At 51.1% G+C, this 20,246-nt stretch carries 13 protein-coding genes; 6 read left to right on the top strand and 7 right to left on the bottom strand.

Annotated elements, in window-relative coordinates:
* Nucleotides 1-21: 21 nt before the first annotated feature.
* Together FPG75_RS07395 and FPG75_RS07390 are read right to left on the bottom strand one after the other, a co-directional pair.
* The gene (locus FPG75_RS07395; protein ID WP_143306126.1) at nucleotides 22-930 is read right to left on the bottom strand and encodes a glycosyltransferase family protein; all 909 of its coding nucleotides are present in this window, start codon (nucleotides 928-930) and stop codon (nucleotides 22-24) included.
* Between the two features lie 118 nt (nucleotides 931-1,048).
* Nucleotides 1,049-1,708, bottom strand: coding sequence for a C40 family peptidase (locus FPG75_RS07390; RefSeq protein WP_143306125.1), 660 nt, complete (start codon nucleotides 1,706-1,708; stop codon nucleotides 1,049-1,051).
* 237 nt (nucleotides 1,709-1,945) lie between these two features.
* Between FPG75_RS07390 and dnaE the strand changes: the two genes are divergently transcribed.
* From dnaE to FPG75_RS07365, 5 genes are all read left to right on the top strand, one after another.
* On the top strand, nucleotides 1,946-5,587 hold the full coding sequence (gene dnaE / locus FPG75_RS07385) for a DNA polymerase III subunit alpha (protein ID WP_143306124.1): 3,642 nt from the start codon (nucleotides 1,946-1,948) through the stop codon (nucleotides 5,585-5,587).
* Between the two features lie 97 nt (nucleotides 5,588-5,684).
* Nucleotides 5,685-6,002 carry a thioredoxin gene (gene trxA, locus FPG75_RS07380; protein WP_143306123.1) on the top strand — a complete coding sequence of 106 codons (318 nt, stop codon included), beginning with the start codon at nucleotides 5,685-5,687 and terminating at the stop codon, nucleotides 6,000-6,002.
* Nucleotides 6,003-6,096: 94 nt separating this feature from the next.
* A complete protein-coding gene (locus FPG75_RS07375) occupies nucleotides 6,097-8,247 on the top strand; it encodes a M43 family zinc metalloprotease (RefSeq protein WP_143306122.1) in 2,151 nt (716 codons plus the stop codon).
* Entirely contained in the window at nucleotides 8,244-9,425 is a 1,182-nt protein-coding gene (gene mqnE, locus FPG75_RS07370) for an aminofutalosine synthase MqnE (protein WP_143306121.1), read from the top strand. The genes FPG75_RS07375 and mqnE overlap by 4 nt, the downstream gene beginning before the upstream one ends.
* 10 nt (nucleotides 9,426-9,435) lie before the next feature.
* Nucleotides 9,436-9,969 carry a DUF192 domain-containing protein gene (locus FPG75_RS07365; protein ID WP_143306120.1) on the top strand — a complete coding sequence of 178 codons (534 nt, stop codon included), beginning with the start codon at nucleotides 9,436-9,438 and terminating at the stop codon, nucleotides 9,967-9,969.
* Between the two features lie 45 nt (nucleotides 9,970-10,014).
* Here the strand turns inward: FPG75_RS07365 and FPG75_RS07360 are convergent, their stop codons facing one another.
* From FPG75_RS07360 to FPG75_RS07350, 3 genes are all read right to left on the bottom strand, one after another.
* Nucleotides 10,015-10,374: a GreA/GreB family elongation factor gene (locus FPG75_RS07360; protein WP_143306119.1), complete on the bottom strand. Its 360-nt coding sequence runs from the start codon at nucleotides 10,372-10,374 to the stop codon at nucleotides 10,015-10,017.
* A gap of 14 nt (nucleotides 10,375-10,388) precedes the next feature.
* A complete protein-coding gene (locus FPG75_RS07355; protein WP_143306118.1) occupies nucleotides 10,389-11,954 on the bottom strand; it encodes an FMN-binding glutamate synthase family protein in 1,566 nt (521 codons plus the stop codon).
* Nucleotides 11,955-12,337: 383 nt separating this feature from the next.
* Nucleotides 12,338-14,626 carry a DUF7133 domain-containing protein gene (locus tag FPG75_RS07350; RefSeq protein WP_143306117.1) on the bottom strand — a complete coding sequence of 763 codons (2,289 nt, stop codon included), beginning with the start codon at nucleotides 14,624-14,626 and terminating at the stop codon, nucleotides 12,338-12,340.
* A 137-nt stretch (nucleotides 14,627-14,763) separates the two neighbouring features.
* Between FPG75_RS07350 and FPG75_RS07345 the strand changes: the two genes are divergently transcribed.
* Entirely contained in the window at nucleotides 14,764-16,026 is a 1,263-nt protein-coding gene (locus FPG75_RS07345; RefSeq protein ID WP_143306116.1) for a NupC/NupG family nucleoside CNT transporter, read from the top strand.
* Between the two features lie 51 nt (nucleotides 16,027-16,077).
* Here FPG75_RS07345 and FPG75_RS07340 read toward each other — a convergent pair whose 3' ends face one another.
* Both FPG75_RS07340 and smc read right to left on the bottom strand, forming a co-directional pair.
* Nucleotides 16,078-16,476 carry a DUF4259 domain-containing protein gene (locus FPG75_RS07340; protein ID WP_143306115.1) on the bottom strand — a complete coding sequence of 133 codons (399 nt, stop codon included), beginning with the start codon at nucleotides 16,474-16,476 and terminating at the stop codon, nucleotides 16,078-16,080.
* A gap of 73 nt (nucleotides 16,477-16,549) precedes the next feature.
* Nucleotides 16,550-20,080 (bottom strand): chromosome segregation protein SMC, encoded by a 3,531-nt coding sequence (smc, locus tag FPG75_RS07335; protein WP_143306114.1) that lies wholly within the window; start codon nucleotides 20,078-20,080, stop codon nucleotides 16,550-16,552.
* Between the last annotated feature and the right edge of the window lie 166 nt (nucleotides 20,081-20,246).

Here is a 20,246-nt window from a genome sequence, read left to right as displayed (position 1 = left end):
TCGGGAAAATAGTGTGGTGGCCTATTTTCGCTTCACTGCATTGATCACTTTCCGGAACAGGCTGGTTTTGATAGACCGGAAGTATTCGATAAAGGCGGTAGTGGCCAGTTCGCTGGGCGCCACCGGTATCGGATGCAGCAGCACCGGCTCATCGGCCAGTTGTACGGTGAAGTGTACGGCATCGTCTTCCGTCATGTGCGTGCCGGTAGCATCGGTGCCGATGTTCTGTACGAGCGACTTTCCCGGGTAAAGGGTCACCATATTCTTGAGGAATGCGGAAGCATTCCAGCGGATGGCCCAGGAGTCGTTCTTGCCTTCTACCTGCTTGCGCAGCATCTTCATGTAATCGTAGTTATTATCAAAATTGAAGGCGCGGCCTTCTCCTTTGAGGCGCAGGGCATCATATAATTTGCGGCCATCCGGCTCAAACTGTTTCCAGGCGCGGTCCCAGGTGGCCCAGCCCCAGCAATCGGCCCCGCGGATGAAGAAGGTAGGCGGCAAGGTTTCCTTCACCGGATATACGTAACCGTGGATGGAGGCCACCTGCGGTTCATCTTTATATAATTCCAGCGCCTCGTTCATATAGCGCAGGAAGAAGGGAGATAACAGGAGATCATCCTCTACAATGATGGCGCGGCCATGCTTTTCCAGTACTTCGGTAACGGCACTGATCACGGAATTGGCCAGCCCCATATTGTTCACCCGTTCGGTGATATGCACTTTACCGCACCAGTTGCGGCTGCGGATCACCTGGCGGGTGGCGTCGATCTGTTCACGATCCGCCTCGTTGGCATCGGCTTTGGGGCCGTCTGCAAATACATACAGCTCGCTGTTGGCCGCCTCGGGGTTGGCCGCAAGGCTTTCCAAAGTACGTTGTACAAGGTGCGGACGCTTGTAAGCCATCAAAATGATCGGTGCCAGTGTAGCCATAATATAACAATTAACCGCAAATTAAACCTATAATCTGCGGATGTACAAAAATTATAATATTCAGTAATAAGTGAACCGTATGCGGTTCGCGTATATCCGTTTACGTTAGAGGGCGGTATTATAACCTGCCACCGCCGGCGTAATATCTTTTCCAGTAAGGCTCTTTGAGGTCGCTGATCATCACGCCGCCGCTGGTGGAAGCGTGTACGAAATGATCATTATCCAGGTAGATGCCTACATGGGAGATACGCTTGTGATGTATCCGGAAGAACACGAGGTCGCCCTCATGCAATTCCCGCGTGCTGAGGCACTTCACCTGGCTGAACAGCTGCATGGAGTTGCCGATCAGGTTCAGCTGGAACACGGTATTCATCAGCGTATTCACGAAAGAAGAGCAGTCAATGCCATCTTTTGTTTTGCCGCCCATGCGATAGGGCGTGCCCCACCAGTCTTCGATAAAACTGTACAATCGCTGGTTCAGCACCGTTTCCACCGGCACATCCAGCAGCTGCGCATATTTGAATTGCCAGCTTTGCGCATTCTCAAGATTGGCGCTGGCCATGGTGAGGTTGTTGCTGATGCTCAGGTCCCGGTTGTAAGCGGGCGTATTCCGCGTATGGCGACTGGTAGCGATGCCATCAATGAATTGCGGGTGGCGGGTTTCCACGGGCGCCGGTTTGTTATTGGCGGCAGTGTTTTTCTTAAGAGTTGAACAGGAACTCAGCGACAAGGCACATACAGATAATTTCAACCAAAGATTCCTCTTTACTCTCTTCATGATTAAATGACTGGTTAATTTTTTTTGCTAAAATATTGATTATTTACGGATTTATGAATTTACGAATGTGAGAATTTAGTTGACAAATTCTCACATTCGTAAATCCATAAATCCGTAAATATTTCCGATTTATGGATTTTGGGATGTGAGAATTTAGTTGACAAATTCCCACATCCCAAAATCCATAAATCCCAAAATATTTGCGATTTTTGTTGCTTGACGAAATAGATATAGCAGATGATTTTTTCCCACTTACACGTACATACGCAATATTCATTACTGGATGGTGCAGCAGATATCAAATCGCTGTACAAAAAAGCGATGGCTTCAAACCAGCCAGCACTCGCGATTACAGACCACGGTAATATGTTCGGCGTATTCCAGTTTGTGGCCGAAGCATATAATAATAAATTAAACCCTGCCGACCCGAAGGATAAACGACTGAAAGTGAAACCTATTGTAGGTTGCGAATTTTATCTCGTGGAGAACAGGCACAAACGCGCTTTCACCCGCGAAGAGAAAGATATCCGCTACCACCAGGTGCTGCTGGCTAAAGATGATGAAGGTTACCGTAACCTCATCAAGCTCTGCTCCCTCGGCTATATGGAAGGGCTTTACGGCAAATACCCGCGCATCGACAAAGAACTGATCCTTCAATACCACAAAGGACTGATCGCTACCACCTGCTGCCTCGGCGCTTCTGTGCCCAAAACCATTCTCCGCAAAGGCGAAGAAGAAGGCGAGAAAGAATTTAAATGGTGGTTAGATATCTTCGGAGAAGATTATTATGTAGAGCTGCAACGCCATGGCATCCCTGAACAGGAACAGGTAAACGCAGTGCTGCTGCGCTTCGCCGCCAAATACAACGTGAAGATCATCGCCTCCAACGATTCTCACTACGTGGATCAGGCCGATGCCAACGCGCACGATATCCTCCTTTGTATCAATACCGGCGAAAAGAAAAGCACGCCTACCATGAAGGAGTTCTCCGATGATGAAGTGTCCATGAAAAACAGGCGCTTCGCGTTCTATAACGACCAGTTCTACTTCAAGACAACCGACGAGATGAGTGCCTTGTTCCATGACCTTCCACAGGCCATCGACAACACCAACGAGATCGTTGATAAAGTGCAGCTGCTCGATCTCAAACGCGATATCCTGCTTCCGAACTTCCCGATCCCAAAAGAATTTTTCACGCAGGACCAATACCTGCGCCACCTCACTTTTGAAGGCGCGCGCACCCGCTATACAGAGATGACGCCCGAGATCGAGGAACGTATCAACTTTGAATTGCAGGTGATCGAGAACATGGGCTTTGCCGGTTACTTCCTCATCGTGTCCGACTTTATCAAGGCCGGTCGTGATCTCGGCGTATTCATCGGTCCGGGCCGCGGCTCCGCCGCCGGATCTGCGGTAGCCTATTGCGTAGGCATCACCAATATCGACCCGATCAAGTATAACCTGCTGTTTGAGCGTTTCCTCAACCCGGAACGTAAGAGCATGCCCGATATTGATACGGACTTCGACGATGAAGGCCGTCAGAAAGTAATCGACTACGTAGTACAGAAATACGGCCGTAACCAGGTGGCGCAGATCATCACCTATGGTACCATGGCCGCGAAAATGAGTATCAAAGACGTGGCCCGCGTAATGGACCTCCCCTTACAGGAATCCAATGCCCTGGCCAAGTTGGTGCCGGAAAAGCCGGGCATCCAGCTGGATCGCATCTTCAACGCACCGCTCGAAGGTGAAAAAAGCCTGGCCGAAAAAGAAGGCCTCGCCGGTGAAGATATCGAGAACGTGAAAAAGCTCCGTGAACTCATCAAAGGTGAAGACCTCCAGGGTGAAGTGCTCCGCGAAGCCTGCGTGCTCGAAGGTTCCGTGCGTAACACCGGTATCCACGCCGCCGGTATCATCATCGCGCCGCAAGACCTCTACGACCTCATCCCCGTATCTACCGCCAAAGATTCTGACCTGCTCGTTACCCAGTTTGAAGGTAGCATCATCGAATCTGCCGGCGTTATCAAAATGGACTTCCTGGGCCTCAAAACCCTCACCATCATCAAAGGCGCACTGGAACTGATCTATCAGAACCATGGCGTAAAAATAGAGATCGACAATATCCCGCTGGACGATGTCAAAACATACGAACTGTATCAGAAAGGCGAAACCAACGCCACCTTCCAGTTTGAGTCGCCCGGCATGCAGAAATATCTCCGCGAACTCAAGCCCGACCGTTTCGATGACCTCATCGCCATGAACGCCTTGTACCGCCCGGGACCACTGGAGTATATCCCTTCCTTCATCCGCCGTAAACATGGCATCGAGCCTACGCAATACGATCTCCCGGAGATGGAAGAATACCTCAACGACACCTATGGTATCACCGTATACCAGGAGCAGGTAATGTTGCTGAGTCAGAAGCTGGCCGGCTTCTCCAAAGGAGATGCCGATATCCTGCGTAAGGCCATGGGTAAGAAACAGAAGGCCGTACTGGACAAAATGAAATCACAGTTCATGGAAGGCTGCGCCAAAAATGGCCATGACGCTAAAGTATGCGATAAAGTATGGACCGACTGGGAAGCCTTTGCCTCCTATGCGTTCAACAAATCGCACTCCACCTGCTACGCCTTCGTTGCTTACCAAACGGCCTACCTCAAAGCCCACTACCCTGCGGAATACATGGCAGCAGTGCTGAACAACGCCAGCAACATTGAAAAGATCACCTTCTTCATGGAAGAGTGTAAACGCATGGGCATCGACGTATTGCCGCCAGATGTGAATGAATCGTTCAAAGGCTTTGCGGTAAACAAACAAGGCCAGATCCGCTTTGGCCTCGGAGGCCTCAAAGGCGTAGGCGAAGCCGCCGTAGAGAACTTGCTCGAAGAACGCAGGAAAGATGGCAACTTCAAAAATATCTTTGACTTCATCAAACGTGTGAATCAACGCGCCGTAAACAAGAAATCACTGGAGGCCCTCGCCATGTCGGGCGCCTTCGATTGCTTCCCGGAGCTGCATCGCGCGCAATACTTCCATAAACCAGATAACGAGCCCATGACCGGCCTCGACAAAATCGTGAAGTTCGGTCAGCAGGTAAGCGCCGGCGCTTCCACGGTGGGTAGCCTCTTCGGCGCTGAAGAGCTGCCGGATGTGGAACCGCCCAAGATCCCGCCCTGCGATCCATGGCCGCTCATCATGAAACTCAACAACGAAAGAGAGATCACCGGCATCTATATCTCCGGCCACCCGCTGGATGATTACCGCTTCGAGATCAAACACTATAACATCAATACCGTACAGGAACTGCTGGAATACCAGACAGAGATCTCTACGCCCGGCAGCACCGGCGGCCGTGCACGCGAGCGCAATTTCCGCCTCGCCGTGTACATCACCAATGCACAGGAAAGGATCTCCCGCAATAACCGCCAGTTTGGTGTGATGACCATCGAGGACTATACCGGCAAATTTGAATTTGCCCTCTGGAGCGAAGACTTCATCCGCTTTGCCCCCTACCTCAAACCAGGCCTCTGCCTGTTCATCAACGGCGGCTTCAAATCCAAACGCTTCAACGATAACGAATACGAGTTCAAAGTAAACAGCATCCAGCTGCTGCAGGAAGTGAAGAAAACACATACCAAACAGGTGTTCCTGGTCACCATGCCCAAGCACCTCACCCGCAACGTAGTGGACTTCCTCGTAGAGAACGTGAACCGCTTCCCCGGCAATAGCGCCATGCACATGCAGCTCATTGACCGCGATGATAACCTGCAGGTAAAACTGCATACATTCAACAGGAATATCGAGATGAATGACGAGTTGGCGCAGTTCCTGGCGAAACAGCCGGACATCGATGTGTACATAGAGACAATCAATAAGTAAGATGTCAAAAATGCAGTAATTTACACCCGGATCAAGATTTGATTAAATAGAAATAATAATCAAAACAATCATTATACATCATTTTAAATTATATTATATGGCTTTAGAATTCACAGATGCCAACTTCGAAACAGAAGTGCTCAAATCCGATAAACTGACTGTCATTGACTTTTGGGCAGAATGGTGTGGTCCTTGTCGCGCAATCGGACCAGTGATCGAAGAATTGTCAAAAGACTATGCCGGTAAAGTGAACATCGGTAAAGTGAACGTGGATCAGAACCCGCAACTGTCTGTAAACTACGGCATCACCAGCATCCCGGCAATCTTGTTCGTAAAAGGCGGCCAGGTGGTCGACAAACAAGTAGGTGCTGTTCCAAGATCAGTGCTCGAGAAGAAAATACAGGCCAACCTGTAATAGTATAAACTGAGTGAAATGAAAAGCGGCTGTATCATCAGATACAGCCGCTTTTTTTATTCCATCAAAATCTCGCATCTGCATCGTATCTTACATGCATCAAATATTTCAGCCTTTGCGCAATTCTATTCTTATCCTGCTTACCTTATTCTTCTACATTCCGTCATTGGCACAACGCAAATGCGGTACCGCCGATGCTTTGGCACAAAAGATCAAAGAAAACCCTGCCCTGGCCACTGTGGTGAACAGATATGAAACACGTCTTCTCGCCGGACAATCACGCACACATATAGAAGCCACCACACAAACAGTGACCGTTCCGGTAGTCGTGCATATCGTACTGGACAATCCCGACCTGGTGACCGACGCGCAGGTGTTGTCAGAGATCGCCGTGCTCAATAAAGATTATACCGCCACCAATCCCGATGTAAGCCAGGTGCCGCCTGTATGGCAGCCCCTCATTGGCGATACGCATATCAACTTCTGTATGGCGCAACGCACGCCCGATGGCGAACCAACCAACGGCATCGTACGTGTGAAAACCGCGCCAGGACAGAGCTACCCCATCTATAACGGGGCGCCCGACGTGAAATATAACGCCACCGGCGGCTCCGACGCCTGGGATGCTTCCCGTTATCTCAACATCTGGGTAACGCGCCTGAGCGGCAGCTATCTCGGTGTAGCCGCCCCGCCGGGCATCGGCTATCCGCATGAACAAGAGGGAGTAGTGATCCAATACACCGCTTTTGGCACCACCGGCAGCGTAGGCGCCACCTATAACCTGGGCCGCACCGCTACCCACGAAATAGGCCACTACTTTGGCCTCAAGCACACCTGGGCCGATAATAACGGCACCTGCACCAGCGACGATGGTATCGCCGATACGCCACAACAAAGCAATTACACTTTCGGCTGCCCCACCTTTCCGAAACTGGACCTTTGCTCCCCTAACCCGCCCGGCATCCTGTTCATGGACTACATGGACTATACAGACGATGCCTGCATGCACCTCTTCACTAACGGACAGGTAAACCGCATGCGCTACGTGCTGGAAAATATCACCACCTCGTTGCTCAACTCCAATGGCTGCACACCGGTAACGCTGCTGCCCAACGATATTGCATTGAAGGCTGTGGAGGCGCCTGCCGGCAAAGTATGCGACAACCGCATCGCACCAGTGGTAGTGCTGCGCAACAAAGGCTCACAGCCACTTACCTCCGCTACCATCCTCTATCGCCTGAACAATGGCGCGCTGGTCAACTACCAGTGGAGCGGCAACCTTGCCAGCCTTTCAGAAACGGTTGTTACACTCCCGGCATCAACAGTGGAGGCAGGCATGTATAACCTCAAAGCCTATACGCAGTTACCGAACGGACAGCCCGATGGCAACCCTTCCAACGATACGGCTGTTACCCGGTTCCATTATGATGCAGAGATGCCCCTGCCCTTCAGCGAAGGCTTTGAGAACGACAGCTTCCCGCCGCCCGGCTGGGAAATATATAACCCCGACAAGAGCTTCACCTGGGAACGCGCCCGCGATGTAGGCCACAACAGCAATGCCTCTGCGCTCATGCGTAACCTCGGTTATAATGTCAACAACCAGATCGACGATCTCATCTCGCCCGTGCTGGATGCCCAGGGTCATGATTCGGTGTTCCTCTTTTTTGATGTAGCCGCCGCTGTATCTACCAACCCGAGTGCCGTTGGCAACGTATGGGATTCATTACAGATCCTGGTGACAACAGACTGCCATCAAACCGGTACGATGGTGTACAATAAATGGGGGCCGAACCTCATCACACACCCTTCTGCCATCACTACGGAGTTCGTGCCGGGACCCAATGAATGGCGCCGCGATTCTGTGGATCTGACCGCCGCAATACGTAAATCAAAGTTCCAGGTAGCGTTCAGAAACGTCTCAAATTCAGAGAATAACATTTATATTGATAATATAAATATTGTTACGAAAGATGTGAATCCCGACTTGAAGAAAGCCGGGGTATTGGTGAATCCAAACCCGACAGATGGCATTGTCTGGGTCACCTTTTACGAGATGCCCACAGACCTTTTGAGGGTCGCCATTTACAATGCTGCCGGACAGCTCATCACCAGCCAGTTACCCGGTGGTATCAACCGTAGCAACCGCATGACCTTTAATTTGGTAAATGAGCCAAATGGTGTTTATTTTGTAAAATTAATTTACAGGAACAGGGCCAACACCATTAAACTATTGAAAGTAAGATGACGATGAGACAAGATTATCCGGCTGTTCAAACGCTCCTTCAGCAAGCCTCTCTGGACCAGTCGCTGAAAAGCATAGCAGAAAAAATCCTCCGACAGGAAAGAATTACGCCCGAAGATGGGCTGACCTTATTCGAGAAAGGCGACATTGGATTTCTCGGCGCGCTGGCTAACCATGTACGCGAGCGCATGCACGGCGACAAAACTTATTTCAACCGCAACTTTCATATCGAGCCCACCAACGTTTGTGTGTTCACCTGCCATTTCTGTTCCTACTCGCGCCTCTACAAAAACCGCGAAGATGGCTGGGAACTGAGCATCGATCAGATGATGGACATCGTAAAAGGCTACGATAACCACCCCGTTACCGAAGTGCATATCGTAGGTGGCGTGCATCCTAAAATGCAGCTCGACTTCTTCGTGGAGCTGATCCGCCAGATCAAGGCGCACCGCCCCGACCTGCACATCAAAGGCTTCACCGCCGTGGAGCTGGACTACATGTTCCGCAAAGCCAAAGTGAGCATAGAAGAAGGCATGCGCATCCTCAATGAAGCCGGTCTGCAATCTATGCCTGGCGGCGGCGCAGAGATATTCCATCCCGATGTACGCGCCAAGATCTGCCATGATAAAGTAGATGCTGATGGCTGGCTCGCCATCCACCGCGCCGCACACCTGCGTGGCATGCATACCAACGCCACCATGCTGTATGGCCACATCGAAACCTATGCGCACCGCATCGATCACATGGAGCGCCTGCGCCAGCTGCAGGATGAAACCCATGGCTTCAATACCTTCATCCCGCTGAAGTTCCGCAACAAAGGCAATGATATGTCCGACATTCCTGAATCTTCCATCGTGGAAGACCTGAAGCTATATGCAGTAGCACGTTTGTACATGGACAACTTCCCGCACCTCAAAGCTTACTGGCCGATGCTGGGCAGAAACACAGCACAGCTCACGCTTTCCTTTGGTGTGAATGACCTCGACGGCACGATCGACGATACCACGAAAATATACTCCATGGCCGGCGCAGAAGAACAACGCCCTTCCATGAGCACCGCACAACTGGCGATGCTCATCCGCCAGGCCGGCAGACGCCCCGTGGAAAGAGATACCGTTTACAACGAGATCAAAGATTATACTGACGTAGCTTTCTCCGACGAGGAACTGCTTGCCAAATAACTACCTTGTTATGCAACTTTCGCTCAAATACCTGCTGATAGCCAGTTTGTACGTAGCCGGCTGTCATAATAACAACAGCAACACCGCTACTGATACCAGCAGCGCTACGCCTGCGGAACAGACACAAGCAAGCGCCAGCACCTCCAACGGCATCGCCTTCAAGAAGGAAGCGGACCTGGCATTCATCGCCAAATCAGGCGCCGATACCATCCGCAAGATCGATGTACAGCTGGCGCAAACCGACCAGCAGCGCGAGGATGGGCTGATGTACCGCAAAAGCATGACAGACGATCAAGGCATGCTCTTCATCTTCAATGATATGGAAGAACGTTCCTTCTGGATGAAAAATACTTACATCTCTCTTGATATTATCTACATAGATGATAAAATGGAGATCGTATCTATCCAGAAATACGCTACCCCTTTATCTGAACAAAGCCTGCCCTCTTTCAAGAAAGCGCAATACGTGCTGGAAGTGAACGGAGGCTTCTGCGATAAATACCACATCGGGTACGGCGATAAGATCAGTTATAAAAAGATATAAGTTAAAATGAGAGAGGCGGCCTGCAGGCCGCCTCTCTCATTTTCGCTATTGCTCCACATGAAGAATATGCAATTGCGTTTTGCCTGCCGGCACTTCCCAATCAATGGTATCACCCGTGCTGTAGCCCAGCAAGGCCGTGCCTATGGGCGAAAGTATCGACAATCGCCCTTGCTGGATATTACTGGCAGCTGGCAATACCAGCTGCACTTTCCGGACAGCGCCGCTTCGTTCATCTCTGAACTGTAGCAGTGAATTTACCTGCACCACATCATCAGGTACCTTGCCTTTGCGGATGGTGGCCCTTTCCAGCTCTTCTTTCAACTTTGCTGTGCCAGCTGTTTGATGACAAAGCGTTTTCAGGATGTCGTAATCATGTTGGGATACAATGATCTGTTTCTTTTTCATGATAACCGGGTTTATCAGTTATGAATAGATGGCCCCGGGTACAATGCCGCGCCAGTGGCGCTGCTGCGGCCCGGTGCATAGATATCTGCATAAGAACGTATATCCGTGCGCGTTACCCTGCGGAACATAGCGGCAGGGTCGATATCGCCTGCGGTAGCAAAGCCGCAGGCGCCCATCAATTCGGCGAGGGCATAGATGGTATTGCGGTGGAAATTGGCCACCCGCACGCGTTTGTCGGCCACATTCACTCCCTGGTACAGGGAAGGGTTTTGTGTGGCCACGCCCACAGGGCAACTGCCGCTATCGCATTGCAAGGCCTGTATGCATCCCAGGGCGAGCATCATACCACGCGCACTGTAGCAGGCATCAGCGCCCAGGGCCAGCACCTTCATCATATCGAAGCCGGTGATGATCTTGCCGCTGGCCATGATGCGGATATGTTTTTTCAGGTTGTACTTTTTCAGCAGGTTCACCACCAGCGCCAACGCATCGTATAAAGGCATGCCCACGGCATCGGTAAATTCCAGCGGCGCCGCGCCAGTACCGCCTTCCGCACCGTCTACGGTGATGAAATCGGGATAGATGCCCGTATTCACCATAGCGGTGCAGATCTTCTCCAACTCATCAGCACGGCCCACACACAGCTTGAAACCTACGGGCTTGCCACCGGAAAGTTTTCGCAACTGTTGCAAGAAAGCGAGCATCTCATACTCATTATGGAAGGCGGTGTGCGCAGCGGGCGACAGCACGCTCACGCCAGGCTTCACCTTACGGATCGCCGCAATTTCAGGCGTATTTTTAGCTGCCGGCAATACGCCGCCCTTGCCGGGCTTCGCGCCCTGGCTCAGTTTCAGCTCAATCATCTTAACCGCAGGCGCCGCGGCCGCAGCAGCAAATTCTCCTGCGGAGAAATTACCTGCTTCATCGCGGCAACCGAAATAGCCGGTACCGATCTGCCAGATCAGCGCGCCGCCATGTTGCAGGTGATAAGGGCTGATACCGCCCTCCCCGGTGTTATGCGCAAAGCCGCCCATCTGCGCGCCACCATTGAGCGACAGCACCGCGGTTTTACTCAGGGCGCCATAACTCATCGCGCTTATGTTGAGCAAGCTGGCATCATATGGTTTTTCGCATTGTTCGTTGCCGATGGTCACACGCAGCGATTCCGGCTTCACTTTCACCGGAAACGCTGTATGGGAGGCCCATTCGTAGCCCGGCTCATACATATTTTCCAATGCGCCGAAGGCAACGGTCTGTTTTACATCTTTCGCACGCTGGTATACCACGGCGCGCTGACGGCGGTTGAAAGGCCGGCCATCGGTATCTGATTCAAAGAAATACTGGCGCATCTCCGGCCTGATCTGCTCCAGGAGATAGCGCAAACGGCCCAACAGCGGGTAGTTGCGCAGCAAGGCATGCTTGCGTTGTAAACGATCGTACAACGTAAGCAGGGTAAGGCCCACCGCTACAGGTAGTAATATCCATCCACTTAAATAACCGCGATAAAGGCTTGCAGCCACACTTACATCCAGCAACAGGCAGAAAAAGTAAATCGCCCATCGTGCTATCCGATGATTCATAAAAACTGATTTATAAGATTGTTTTGGAAAATGCTACAGGAACAGGCTACACATACCAATAAGGATGGGTAGTTGTCCTCCCGGGTACAACTGTTATGATGCTACAAGTTGCCCGGGTTTAATTGTTGAAGTCTTTGGGACAGGATAAGAAAGGCAACAGAAACCCGCATGCACCAGCATTTGCGCAGGAGTTTTTGTAAGAAAATATATTTGTTGCCTTGTTCATGTGAAACAAAGATAGGGGATATTTTCGGATTTAGGGATTTAGGGATTTAGGGATTTATGATGTGAGAATTGGTGAATGCTATATTCTAATATCTTCCATCATAGAACATAACACCCATCCAATTCTCCCATCCGTAAATCCATACATCCAAAAATATTTACTGCTTTGTTAGCTCCCCAACAGTAAAGGGTTTTTGGCGGCCGTTGTATTGATGCCGTACATTCAGTATATCCGTTGCCGTTATCTTTCCGGCTTTGTTGTTCCAGGCGCTGCGCAGGAAGGTGAGCAGCTGTGCAATGTCTTCATTGCTGAATTCATCACTGGCGCCGATACCGGGCATATCGCCATTGATCTCCGGCGCCTGGTAGGTTTTACCATGCACGGGCACCGGGCCGGTGAGGCCGTATAGCACGATGGAGATGAGCGCATTTTTATTACCATTCACCCACTCGCTCTCATTGAGCGGCGGTGCCATAGACGTGATGCCATTGCCATTCTTGCCATGACAGGTCTGGCATACGGTGTTGAAGATGCGGTATCCTCTCGGGTAGCTGGCGCGCAGCGCTTCCATCTTTTTGGCGTTGGCTTCACTATCGATATTCCTGAGCACTGCCAACAACTGACGGCGCAGGGCCAGGGTGGTATCAGGCTGGTCGTGTTCGAGTTGCTTGAGCATGGCTGCCTCGCGGCCTGCTGCATTGTTGATCAAGGCGGCGGCAGTATAACGGTCACGCGCATACGATTTTATCAGGGTGGCCTCCAATTGGGCGGCCGCTGCTTTGTTTATTTTGCCGATAGCCGGCAAGAGGTAAGCTACGGAAGGCGCCATCGACGGGCGTTGCAGGAGGCTGTCGATCGCTGCCAGTGCAGGTTTCAGGTTGGCGGGCGACAGTATCGAGGGCAAGGCTGCCAGCGCCTGACGTTTCAGGGCATCACTATTTTGCCGGAGGCAGATATTCAGATCATTATAGTTCAGGAGGTGCAGGCCTTCCAGGGTCCAGAGGGCATGCAGCTGCCCGAGGGGTTGCAGGGAATCCGGCAACATCTCACGGAGTGCAGGCGCGGCGTCTACCAGGCGGCGGTCGATGATCAGCTGCTGGGCTTTATCGCGCAGCATGCCATTGCCGTTGTGCAGCGTTTTCACAAGGCTGTTGGTATTCATGCCCGGCAATATCTTTTCCGGATGCTGGCCAGCGGGAATGATGCGGTAGATACGGCCGCAATTCAGCGGCAGCGTGAGCTTGCGGGCTTTGATCTCGTTTTTGAGATAGCCGGTGATATATGTTTTATGTTGCAGGATGCCGCGGTACATATCTACGATATAGAGCGCGCCTTCCGGCCCGGCGACCAGGTTCACCGGCCTGAAACGCTCATCGGTGCTGGCGAGGAACTCTCTCCCGTGGTAGGCTTGTTTTCCTCTCACTACTATATCGCTATCTTCCAATATATTCCTTTTGATGAGATTCGCTGAAGGCTCCGCCACGAAAGCGTTGCCGGCATATTCCAGGGGGAGCAGGCCGCCCCGGTAGATGAGCGGGCCACAGGCAGCGGTAAACTCCACGAGGCGCAAACTGTCGTCCAGCACGCCTTTCATATATCCTCTGTTCACACCGGTAGTGGCACGGGCAGGAAATACGTGATTATCAGGAACGATCTTTTCATCGTAGCCAGCAGTACGCTGCTGGTGCGGGTTCTTGCCGCCAAGGCCGGGAGAGAAATAATCTCCCAGCAGGTTTTCAGAATTGTTATTGTAGAACAATCTGCCCTGGTCGTCCTGCGAGATGCCCCACTGGCCGCGGAAAATAGTGGGTTCTTTCAGCCACTTGTCTCCCACCTTACGGTAACGCCTATCCGATTTTGCATTGTATATCCAGTTGTCCATGGCGCGGAGCAAGCCATTGGGCTGGTGCTCCACGTTGCCGCCGGCAGCGTATTGATCGTCTACCAGCGTACGTTTGCCGGGTTTATCGTCTTTGATCTCATAGAACCAGAGCTGTGGCGGGGTGGCTACGAGCACGCCATTTTCTACCAGGCAGATGGCGCGGGGGAGCACGAGAGAATCGAGGAACACTTTGCGGGTGTCGGCTATGCCATCGCCGGTAGTATCTTCCAATATCACGATCTTGCCATCGGGTTTGTCTTCGCCGGTACCGCTGGTATCGGGCATAAAGCCTGTCATCTCTACCACCCACATCCTTCCGCGGTCGTCGAAGCTCATGGCCACCGGCGCCACTACCATTGGCTCAGCGGCTACCAGCTGCACTTCCAGGCCTTTGTCGACCGCCATATGCTGTATAGCAGTTTTAGCATCAAGGACTGGCGATGCTGCGAATTTCTCGCGCATGGCTAAGGAATCTTTTTCGTGTTGGCCGCCTTTCTTGCTTTGTTGGCCGCAGGCCATCAGGGCCATTGCTAACGTGGAAATTACCAGATATTGATTGCGCATCTTTATGTATTCAACAAAAGATAAAAATACATTTCCATACCTTTTTTGCAAGAAAAATTACAGGAGCAGATGCTGAGCCGCAAAAAGACTTATCTTCGTCGCTTCATTGCATACATTTTACGATTTATTTGCATCTAATGGAACGCTTTCAAGGCATAGCTGGCATTGTTCTCATCTTGGGCATTGCCTTTTTATTTTCTAATAACAAAAAAAAGATCAACTACCGGCTGGTGATCAGCGGGATTGCTTTACAGGTATTGATCGGCATACTGGTATTTAAAGTAAAACCGGTGACCTGGTTCTTTCAACAGGTGGGTCATGCCATGGGCAAGCTGGAGGCCTTTGCGCGCCAGGGCGCCTCTTTCGTGTATGGCGGTATTGGCGTATCGCAGGGTAATGGCTCAATTGCGGATTATGCCGCCGGCGGTTTTGTATTTGCGTTTAACGTAACGGCTACGATCATACTGGTATGCGTGCTGGTGGCGGTGCTTTATCACTTCGGCATTATGCAGCGGGTGGTAGCGGTGATCGCGCGCGCCATGAACTATGTCATGCGCGTGAGTGGCGCAGAAGCGCTGAGCAATGTGGCCAGCGCTTTCGTAGGCCAGGTAGAAGCGCAGGTGATGATCCGCCCTTATCTTTCCTCCATGACCAAGAGTGAGCTGATTGCCTCTATGAGCGGTAGTTTGGCTTGTATTGCCGGCGGTATCCTGGTGGTATATGCCAACATGGGATTTCAGGCAGGTATGGATATTGCGCCTTTCCTCATCACAGCCAGTTTGATGGCTGCTCCCGGCGCGCTGGTGATCTCCAAGATCGTATATCCGGAAACGGAGGAAAGCGTAACGATGGGTCGTGTGAAGATGGAAGTGAAAAGTAATTATACCAATGTGATCGATGCCATCTCTCATGGAGCTGGCGACGGTTTCAAGATAGCCATGAACGTGATTGCGATGCTGATCGGTTTTATTGCGCTGATCACCTTGATCGACTGGTGCCTCATTCACATCGGGCATCTCTTCAATCCTGATTTCAATCTGAGCCTCGACTGGATCTTCGGTAAATTGTTTACCCCGATGGCCTGGGCCATGGGCGTGCCTTCCGGCGATGTAAATAATGTAGCGACCCTGCTTGGTCAGAAGCTGACCATCAACGAATTTGTGGCGTTCAAAAGCCTGACCACCCATACCGTACCGGTGATGTCGCCTAAGGGCGTGGCTATTGTTACCATTGCCATTGCCGGTTTCGCCAACTTCAGCAGTGTAGGCATGCAGATTGGTGGTATTGGTGAACTGGCGCCAGACAGAAGAAGCGATCTGGCGAAACTGGGGCTGAAAGCCCTTCTATGCGGAACATTAGCATCTTATCTTTCCGCTACTATCGCAGGTATCCTGATGTAATCATTCAGCAGGAAGGCCTGAGTGGCCTTCCTGCTGAATGATCCATTACTTTTATATATCCAGTCTCTTCACGAGGCCCGCCTGTACTGCCTCCCAGGCTTCGAGCTGGCCCGCATCGCTCCAATAGTTTTTCATTTCGGAACCTGCAATAATTTTATTTACTGCATTGACTGCCTGCGTTCTGAGGGCACGCGTGCCGATCAGGTTCAGGATATCCAGTTTCTCCAGCGGAACTTCAGGAAAGTCTTCGCTGGCACGGCCAATCAATGCCGCCACTACTTCAGCTGCGGCGAGTGCTTCTTCACAGTCTGAAATTTCCAGTGTTTCGATGTTGTTGATGATGCGGGCAAGCGCATCTGCCACCGAACCACCATCTTTGTTATCAATGATGTCAAAAATCCAGTCCTGTGATCCATCATTTTCGAAATTCCTGGTGCCCCATGCGCCCATAGTCTTTAGAGTTTTTTATTTTTTTTGAATAAAGAATTCACTTCATTTTTGTTACAACAACCGAGTGGCCCCGTCAGTTCAAACTCCTGAAATCAACGGGTACCAGTTTGCTTACGCCCGGCTCCTGCATGGTAACGCCGTAGATCACGTCCACAGCGGCCATGGTCTGTTTGTTATGCGTTACGATGATGAACTGGGAATTGTCGGAAAACTTGCGGATCATGTTGGTGAACTTGCCTACGTTGGCGTCATCCAGCGGAGCGTCTACCTCATCGAGGATACAGAATGGCGCTGGTTTGATCAGGTAGATAGCGAAGAGCAGCGCCGTGGCGGTGAGCGTTTTCTCTCCACCGGAGAGCTGCGTGATGGCCGCAGGCCGCTTGCCTTTGGGTTTTGCGATGATCTCGATGCCGGTTTCAGCGAGGTTTTCCGGATCGCTCAGCACCATATCACATTGGTCTTCTTCGGTAAACAGCGCTTTGAACACGCGGATAAAGTTTTCCTTTACGGTATTGAAAGTATCCAGGAACTTCTGGTTGGCGGTAGATTCCACTTCCTGGATAGTGGCCAGGAGCGAGTCTTTCGCGTTTACCAGGTCTGTTTTCTGTTCGAGGATGAACTCATATCTTTTCTTCATTTCCTGGAAAGCCTCGATGGCAGTGGGGTTGATCTCTCCCATATTTTCCAGGCGTTTTTTCAGTCGTTCTGCGCTGGCCTGTAACTCATCTACCGGCATATCGGAGCTGCGTTGTTCATCCAGTATCTCATCCAGGTTCACTTTGAACTCTACGCTCAGCCTTTCTTTCATGGAGGCCAGTTGCAGTTTCAGTTCGTTCACCTTGTCTTTGATGGTATTGAGCTGTTGTTCGAGCTGTTCTTTTGCGCGCTGTTTGGTACGCAGCGTGCTTTCCAGCTCTTGCAGGTGGTTGCGGAAGTTATAGTATTCCTGGTCTTTTTCATTCAGGGCTTTCTCTTCTTCTTCACGCTGGCGGAACAGTTCTACGAGGCCATCATCGGCATGGCTCAGCTTTTCAGTGGCCGCGGCGATATTGGCTACGGCATCTTCGAGCTGTGATTTGTTATTGGTGATCTGGATGTGCAGGTCTGAGAGTTGTTTGCGTTTGAACTCCAGTTCCTGTTTGAGCGCCTGTATCTTGCTGTGTTGGCGGGTATGTTGCAGGTTCTGGTTATTGAACTGCACGTTGGCCATGTTGAACTGCTGTTCTGTTTCCTGCGCGTCGCGGTCGGCCGCGGTGATGCTGTCTTGCAGCTCATTCACGCGGTCGTTCAGGTTTTCGAGTTCGTCGCGTACGCCGGAGATGCTTTCCTGGTTGGCGTCGAGCGACTGCTGCATTTCAGCGAGGCGTTTATCGCCTGCCTCGATGAGATGGTGGAAGTTCTCGATCCTGTTCTGGAGGCCAAACAGCTGGTTGTTCAGCTGGTTGATCCGCTCGCGGGCGGCATTGATATTATTTTCATTGAGCTGGCTGTTGTAGCCGAGCACTTCGTTGTGTTTCTGTTGCAGCTGTGTGCGGAGCGTTGCTACTACGGCTTCCAGGTCTTTGATCTCGGCTTCGAGCTTTTCCAGGTTTTTGGCGCGGCCCAGTTTTTTACCTTCGAACAATCCCACGGAACCGCCGCTGATATTGTATTTGCCGCGATGCATGCGGCCTGATTTCTCTACGAGCAGGATGTCCTGGTCCGACAGCTGGCTGTATTCCAGGCGGCTGATATCTTCGCTGATGAACACTTTGCCGAGCAGGAACTGGCCCAGGCCTTTGTATTTTTCATCGATCTCCACCACGTCCAGCGCGGGGATGGTGCCTGGCGGCGTATAGCTGCCGGCAGTTTGTACCCGGAACTGATCGAGGATGAAGAAATTGGCTTTCCCTTTTTTGTTGCTGTCCAGCAGCTGGATGGCCTGTATGGCTTCTGCGGCGTTATTTACCACGTAGTAGTTGAGATACGGCTCGAGCAGGTTTTCCACGCAGGTGCGGTAATCTTCCTTACAGAAAAAGATATCGCTGAGGATGGGCGCTTCGTTGTTCCATTCTGCGTTCTTCTTGAGGAACTTGATACTTTCAGGATAGCCTTCGAGGCTGTCTACCAGTGATTTCAGCAGGTCGTATTCGTTCTTTTTGGAATCGAGTTTACGGTTTTCATCTACCAGCTGATCGCGCAGGCCTTCGATATCGGATTGGGTAGCGAGGATCTTGCCCTTGGTTTCTTCCTGGAAGCGCACCATTTCATCCAGTTCTTTTTTGCCTGTTTCCAGTGTTTGGTGGAGATTGGCTTTTTCTGTTTCGAGCTGGGTGATCTGTTGCTGGCGGCTGGCTTTTTCTTCCTGTAATTGCTGGATGCTGCGTTGCAGGTTCTGCACGGAAGTATCGGCTACGGCTACTTTCTTTTCGGCTTCGAACTGTTGGCGTTGCCAGCGTTGCTGGTCGTTGCGCAGGGTTTCGAGGGCCTGTTTCTTGAGGTGGAATTTCTCTTTCTTTTCATCCACCATTTCGCGCAGGGTTTCGAGTTCATCTTCCATGGTCTCGAATATCTCGCTTTCTTCCACTACCTGTTTCTCTGAAAATTCGATGGAGGTGTTGAGGCCCTGCAGCTGGCCTTCCGCGCTGTTGAGGAAGTCGCTGATATTTTTCTCGCGTTCGCGCAGGTAGGTAAGCTGTTGCGTAGCGAGGTTCTTGTCATTTTCTTTGGTGCGGATGGTAGCAACGAGTTCGTTGAATGATTTCTGCAGGCTTTGCAGTTCCCGTTCCTTGGCTACGAAGTGTAGTTTATCCTCTTCCACGGCGGCTTCCGCGGTGGTGATCTCTGTTTCGAGTTGCAATTTGCGGTCGCTTTCTTCCTGTTGTTTGTCGGACAGGTCTTTGAAAGTAACGTTAAACCCTTCCAGTGCTGCTTTAGCCAGTTCGATGCTGATCTCGCGGTATTCTTTTTTCACCTCGTAGAAGCGTTCGGCTTTGCGGGCCTGGCTTTCGAGGGTTTTCAGGTTGTTATTGATTTCGAAGAGGAGGTCTTCAATGCGGTTGAGGTCACCTTCGGTGGCGTCCAGCTTGGCTTTGGCTTCCTTCTTACGGGTTTTGTAGATGGAGATGCCGGCGGCTTGTTCGAGCATGCGGCGGCGGCTGTTCTCTTTATCTTTGATGATATCATCCACCATGCCTAGTTCGATGATGGCGTAGGAGTCGGTGCTCACACCGGTGTCCATGAACAGGTTGTGGATGTCTTTAAGGCGGCAGGCAACATCGTTCAGCCGGTATTCACTGTCGCCGTTCTTGTAAAATTTACGTGTAATCGTTACCGTAGTAAATTCGGTGGGCAGTACGTTCTTGGTATTTTCGAACGTGAGGCTAACTTCTGCCATACCGCTGGCGGAGCGGGTTTTGGAGCCGTTGAACACCAGCCCTGCCTGGTTTTCCGAGCGCAGGTTGCTGATTTTGTGCTCTCCGATTACCCAGCGGATTGAGTCGATGATATTACTTTTGCCGCAACCGTTTGGCCCAATCACCCCAGTAATGCCTTCGTCAAACTGCAAAACGGTCTTATCTGCAAAACTTTTAAAGCCTTTAATTTCTAGTGTTTTTAAGCGCACGACTTACTCCGAGGTTTTTTTAAGGCGTCAAAGATATAATTTTACCCGAATGAAAAGGTAAATTAAGTGAGAACCTATAATATCCCCTATTTTTTTATACACAATTGTGAATAATTTAATATCGGGACTTTATCTTCAGAAATTATAATACTCTGATTATAAATAT

Origin of the sequence: Chitinophaga vietnamensis (assembly GCF_902167635.1) — a bacterium.
Taxonomy (GTDB): domain Bacteria; phylum Bacteroidota; class Bacteroidia; order Chitinophagales; family Chitinophagaceae; genus Chitinophaga; species Chitinophaga vietnamensis.
This window is presented reverse-complemented; position numbering and strand designations above follow the sequence as displayed.

Coding starts and splice junctions, on each gene's coding strand:
- FPG75_RS07395 (WP_143306126.1), bottom strand. CDS start 930: ATGGCTACACTGGCACCGATCATTTTGATGGCTTACAAGCGTCCGCAC.
- FPG75_RS07390 (WP_143306125.1), bottom strand. CDS start 1,708: ATGAAGAGAGTAAAGAGGAATCTTTGGTTGAAATTATCTGTATGTGCC.
- dnaE (WP_143306124.1), top strand. CDS start 1,946: ATGATTTTTTCCCACTTACACGTACATACGCAATATTCATTACTGGAT.
- trxA (WP_143306123.1), top strand. CDS start 5,685: ATGGCTTTAGAATTCACAGATGCCAACTTCGAAACAGAAGTGCTCAAA.
- FPG75_RS07375 (WP_143306122.1), top strand. CDS start 6,097: ATGCATCAAATATTTCAGCCTTTGCGCAATTCTATTCTTATCCTGCTT.
- mqnE (WP_143306121.1), top strand. CDS start 8,244: ATGACGATGAGACAAGATTATCCGGCTGTTCAAACGCTCCTTCAGCAA.
- FPG75_RS07365 (WP_143306120.1), top strand. CDS start 9,436: ATGCAACTTTCGCTCAAATACCTGCTGATAGCCAGTTTGTACGTAGCC.
- FPG75_RS07360 (WP_143306119.1), bottom strand. CDS start 10,374: ATGAAAAAGAAACAGATCATTGTATCCCAACATGATTACGACATCCTG.
- FPG75_RS07355 (WP_143306118.1), bottom strand. CDS start 11,954: ATGAATCATCGGATAGCACGATGGGCGATTTACTTTTTCTGCCTGTTG.
- FPG75_RS07350 (WP_143306117.1), bottom strand. CDS start 14,626: ATGCGCAATCAATATCTGGTAATTTCCACGTTAGCAATGGCCCTGATG.
- FPG75_RS07345 (WP_143306116.1), top strand. CDS start 14,764: ATGGAACGCTTTCAAGGCATAGCTGGCATTGTTCTCATCTTGGGCATT.
- FPG75_RS07340 (WP_143306115.1), bottom strand. CDS start 16,476: ATGGGCGCATGGGGCACCAGGAATTTCGAAAATGATGGATCACAGGAC.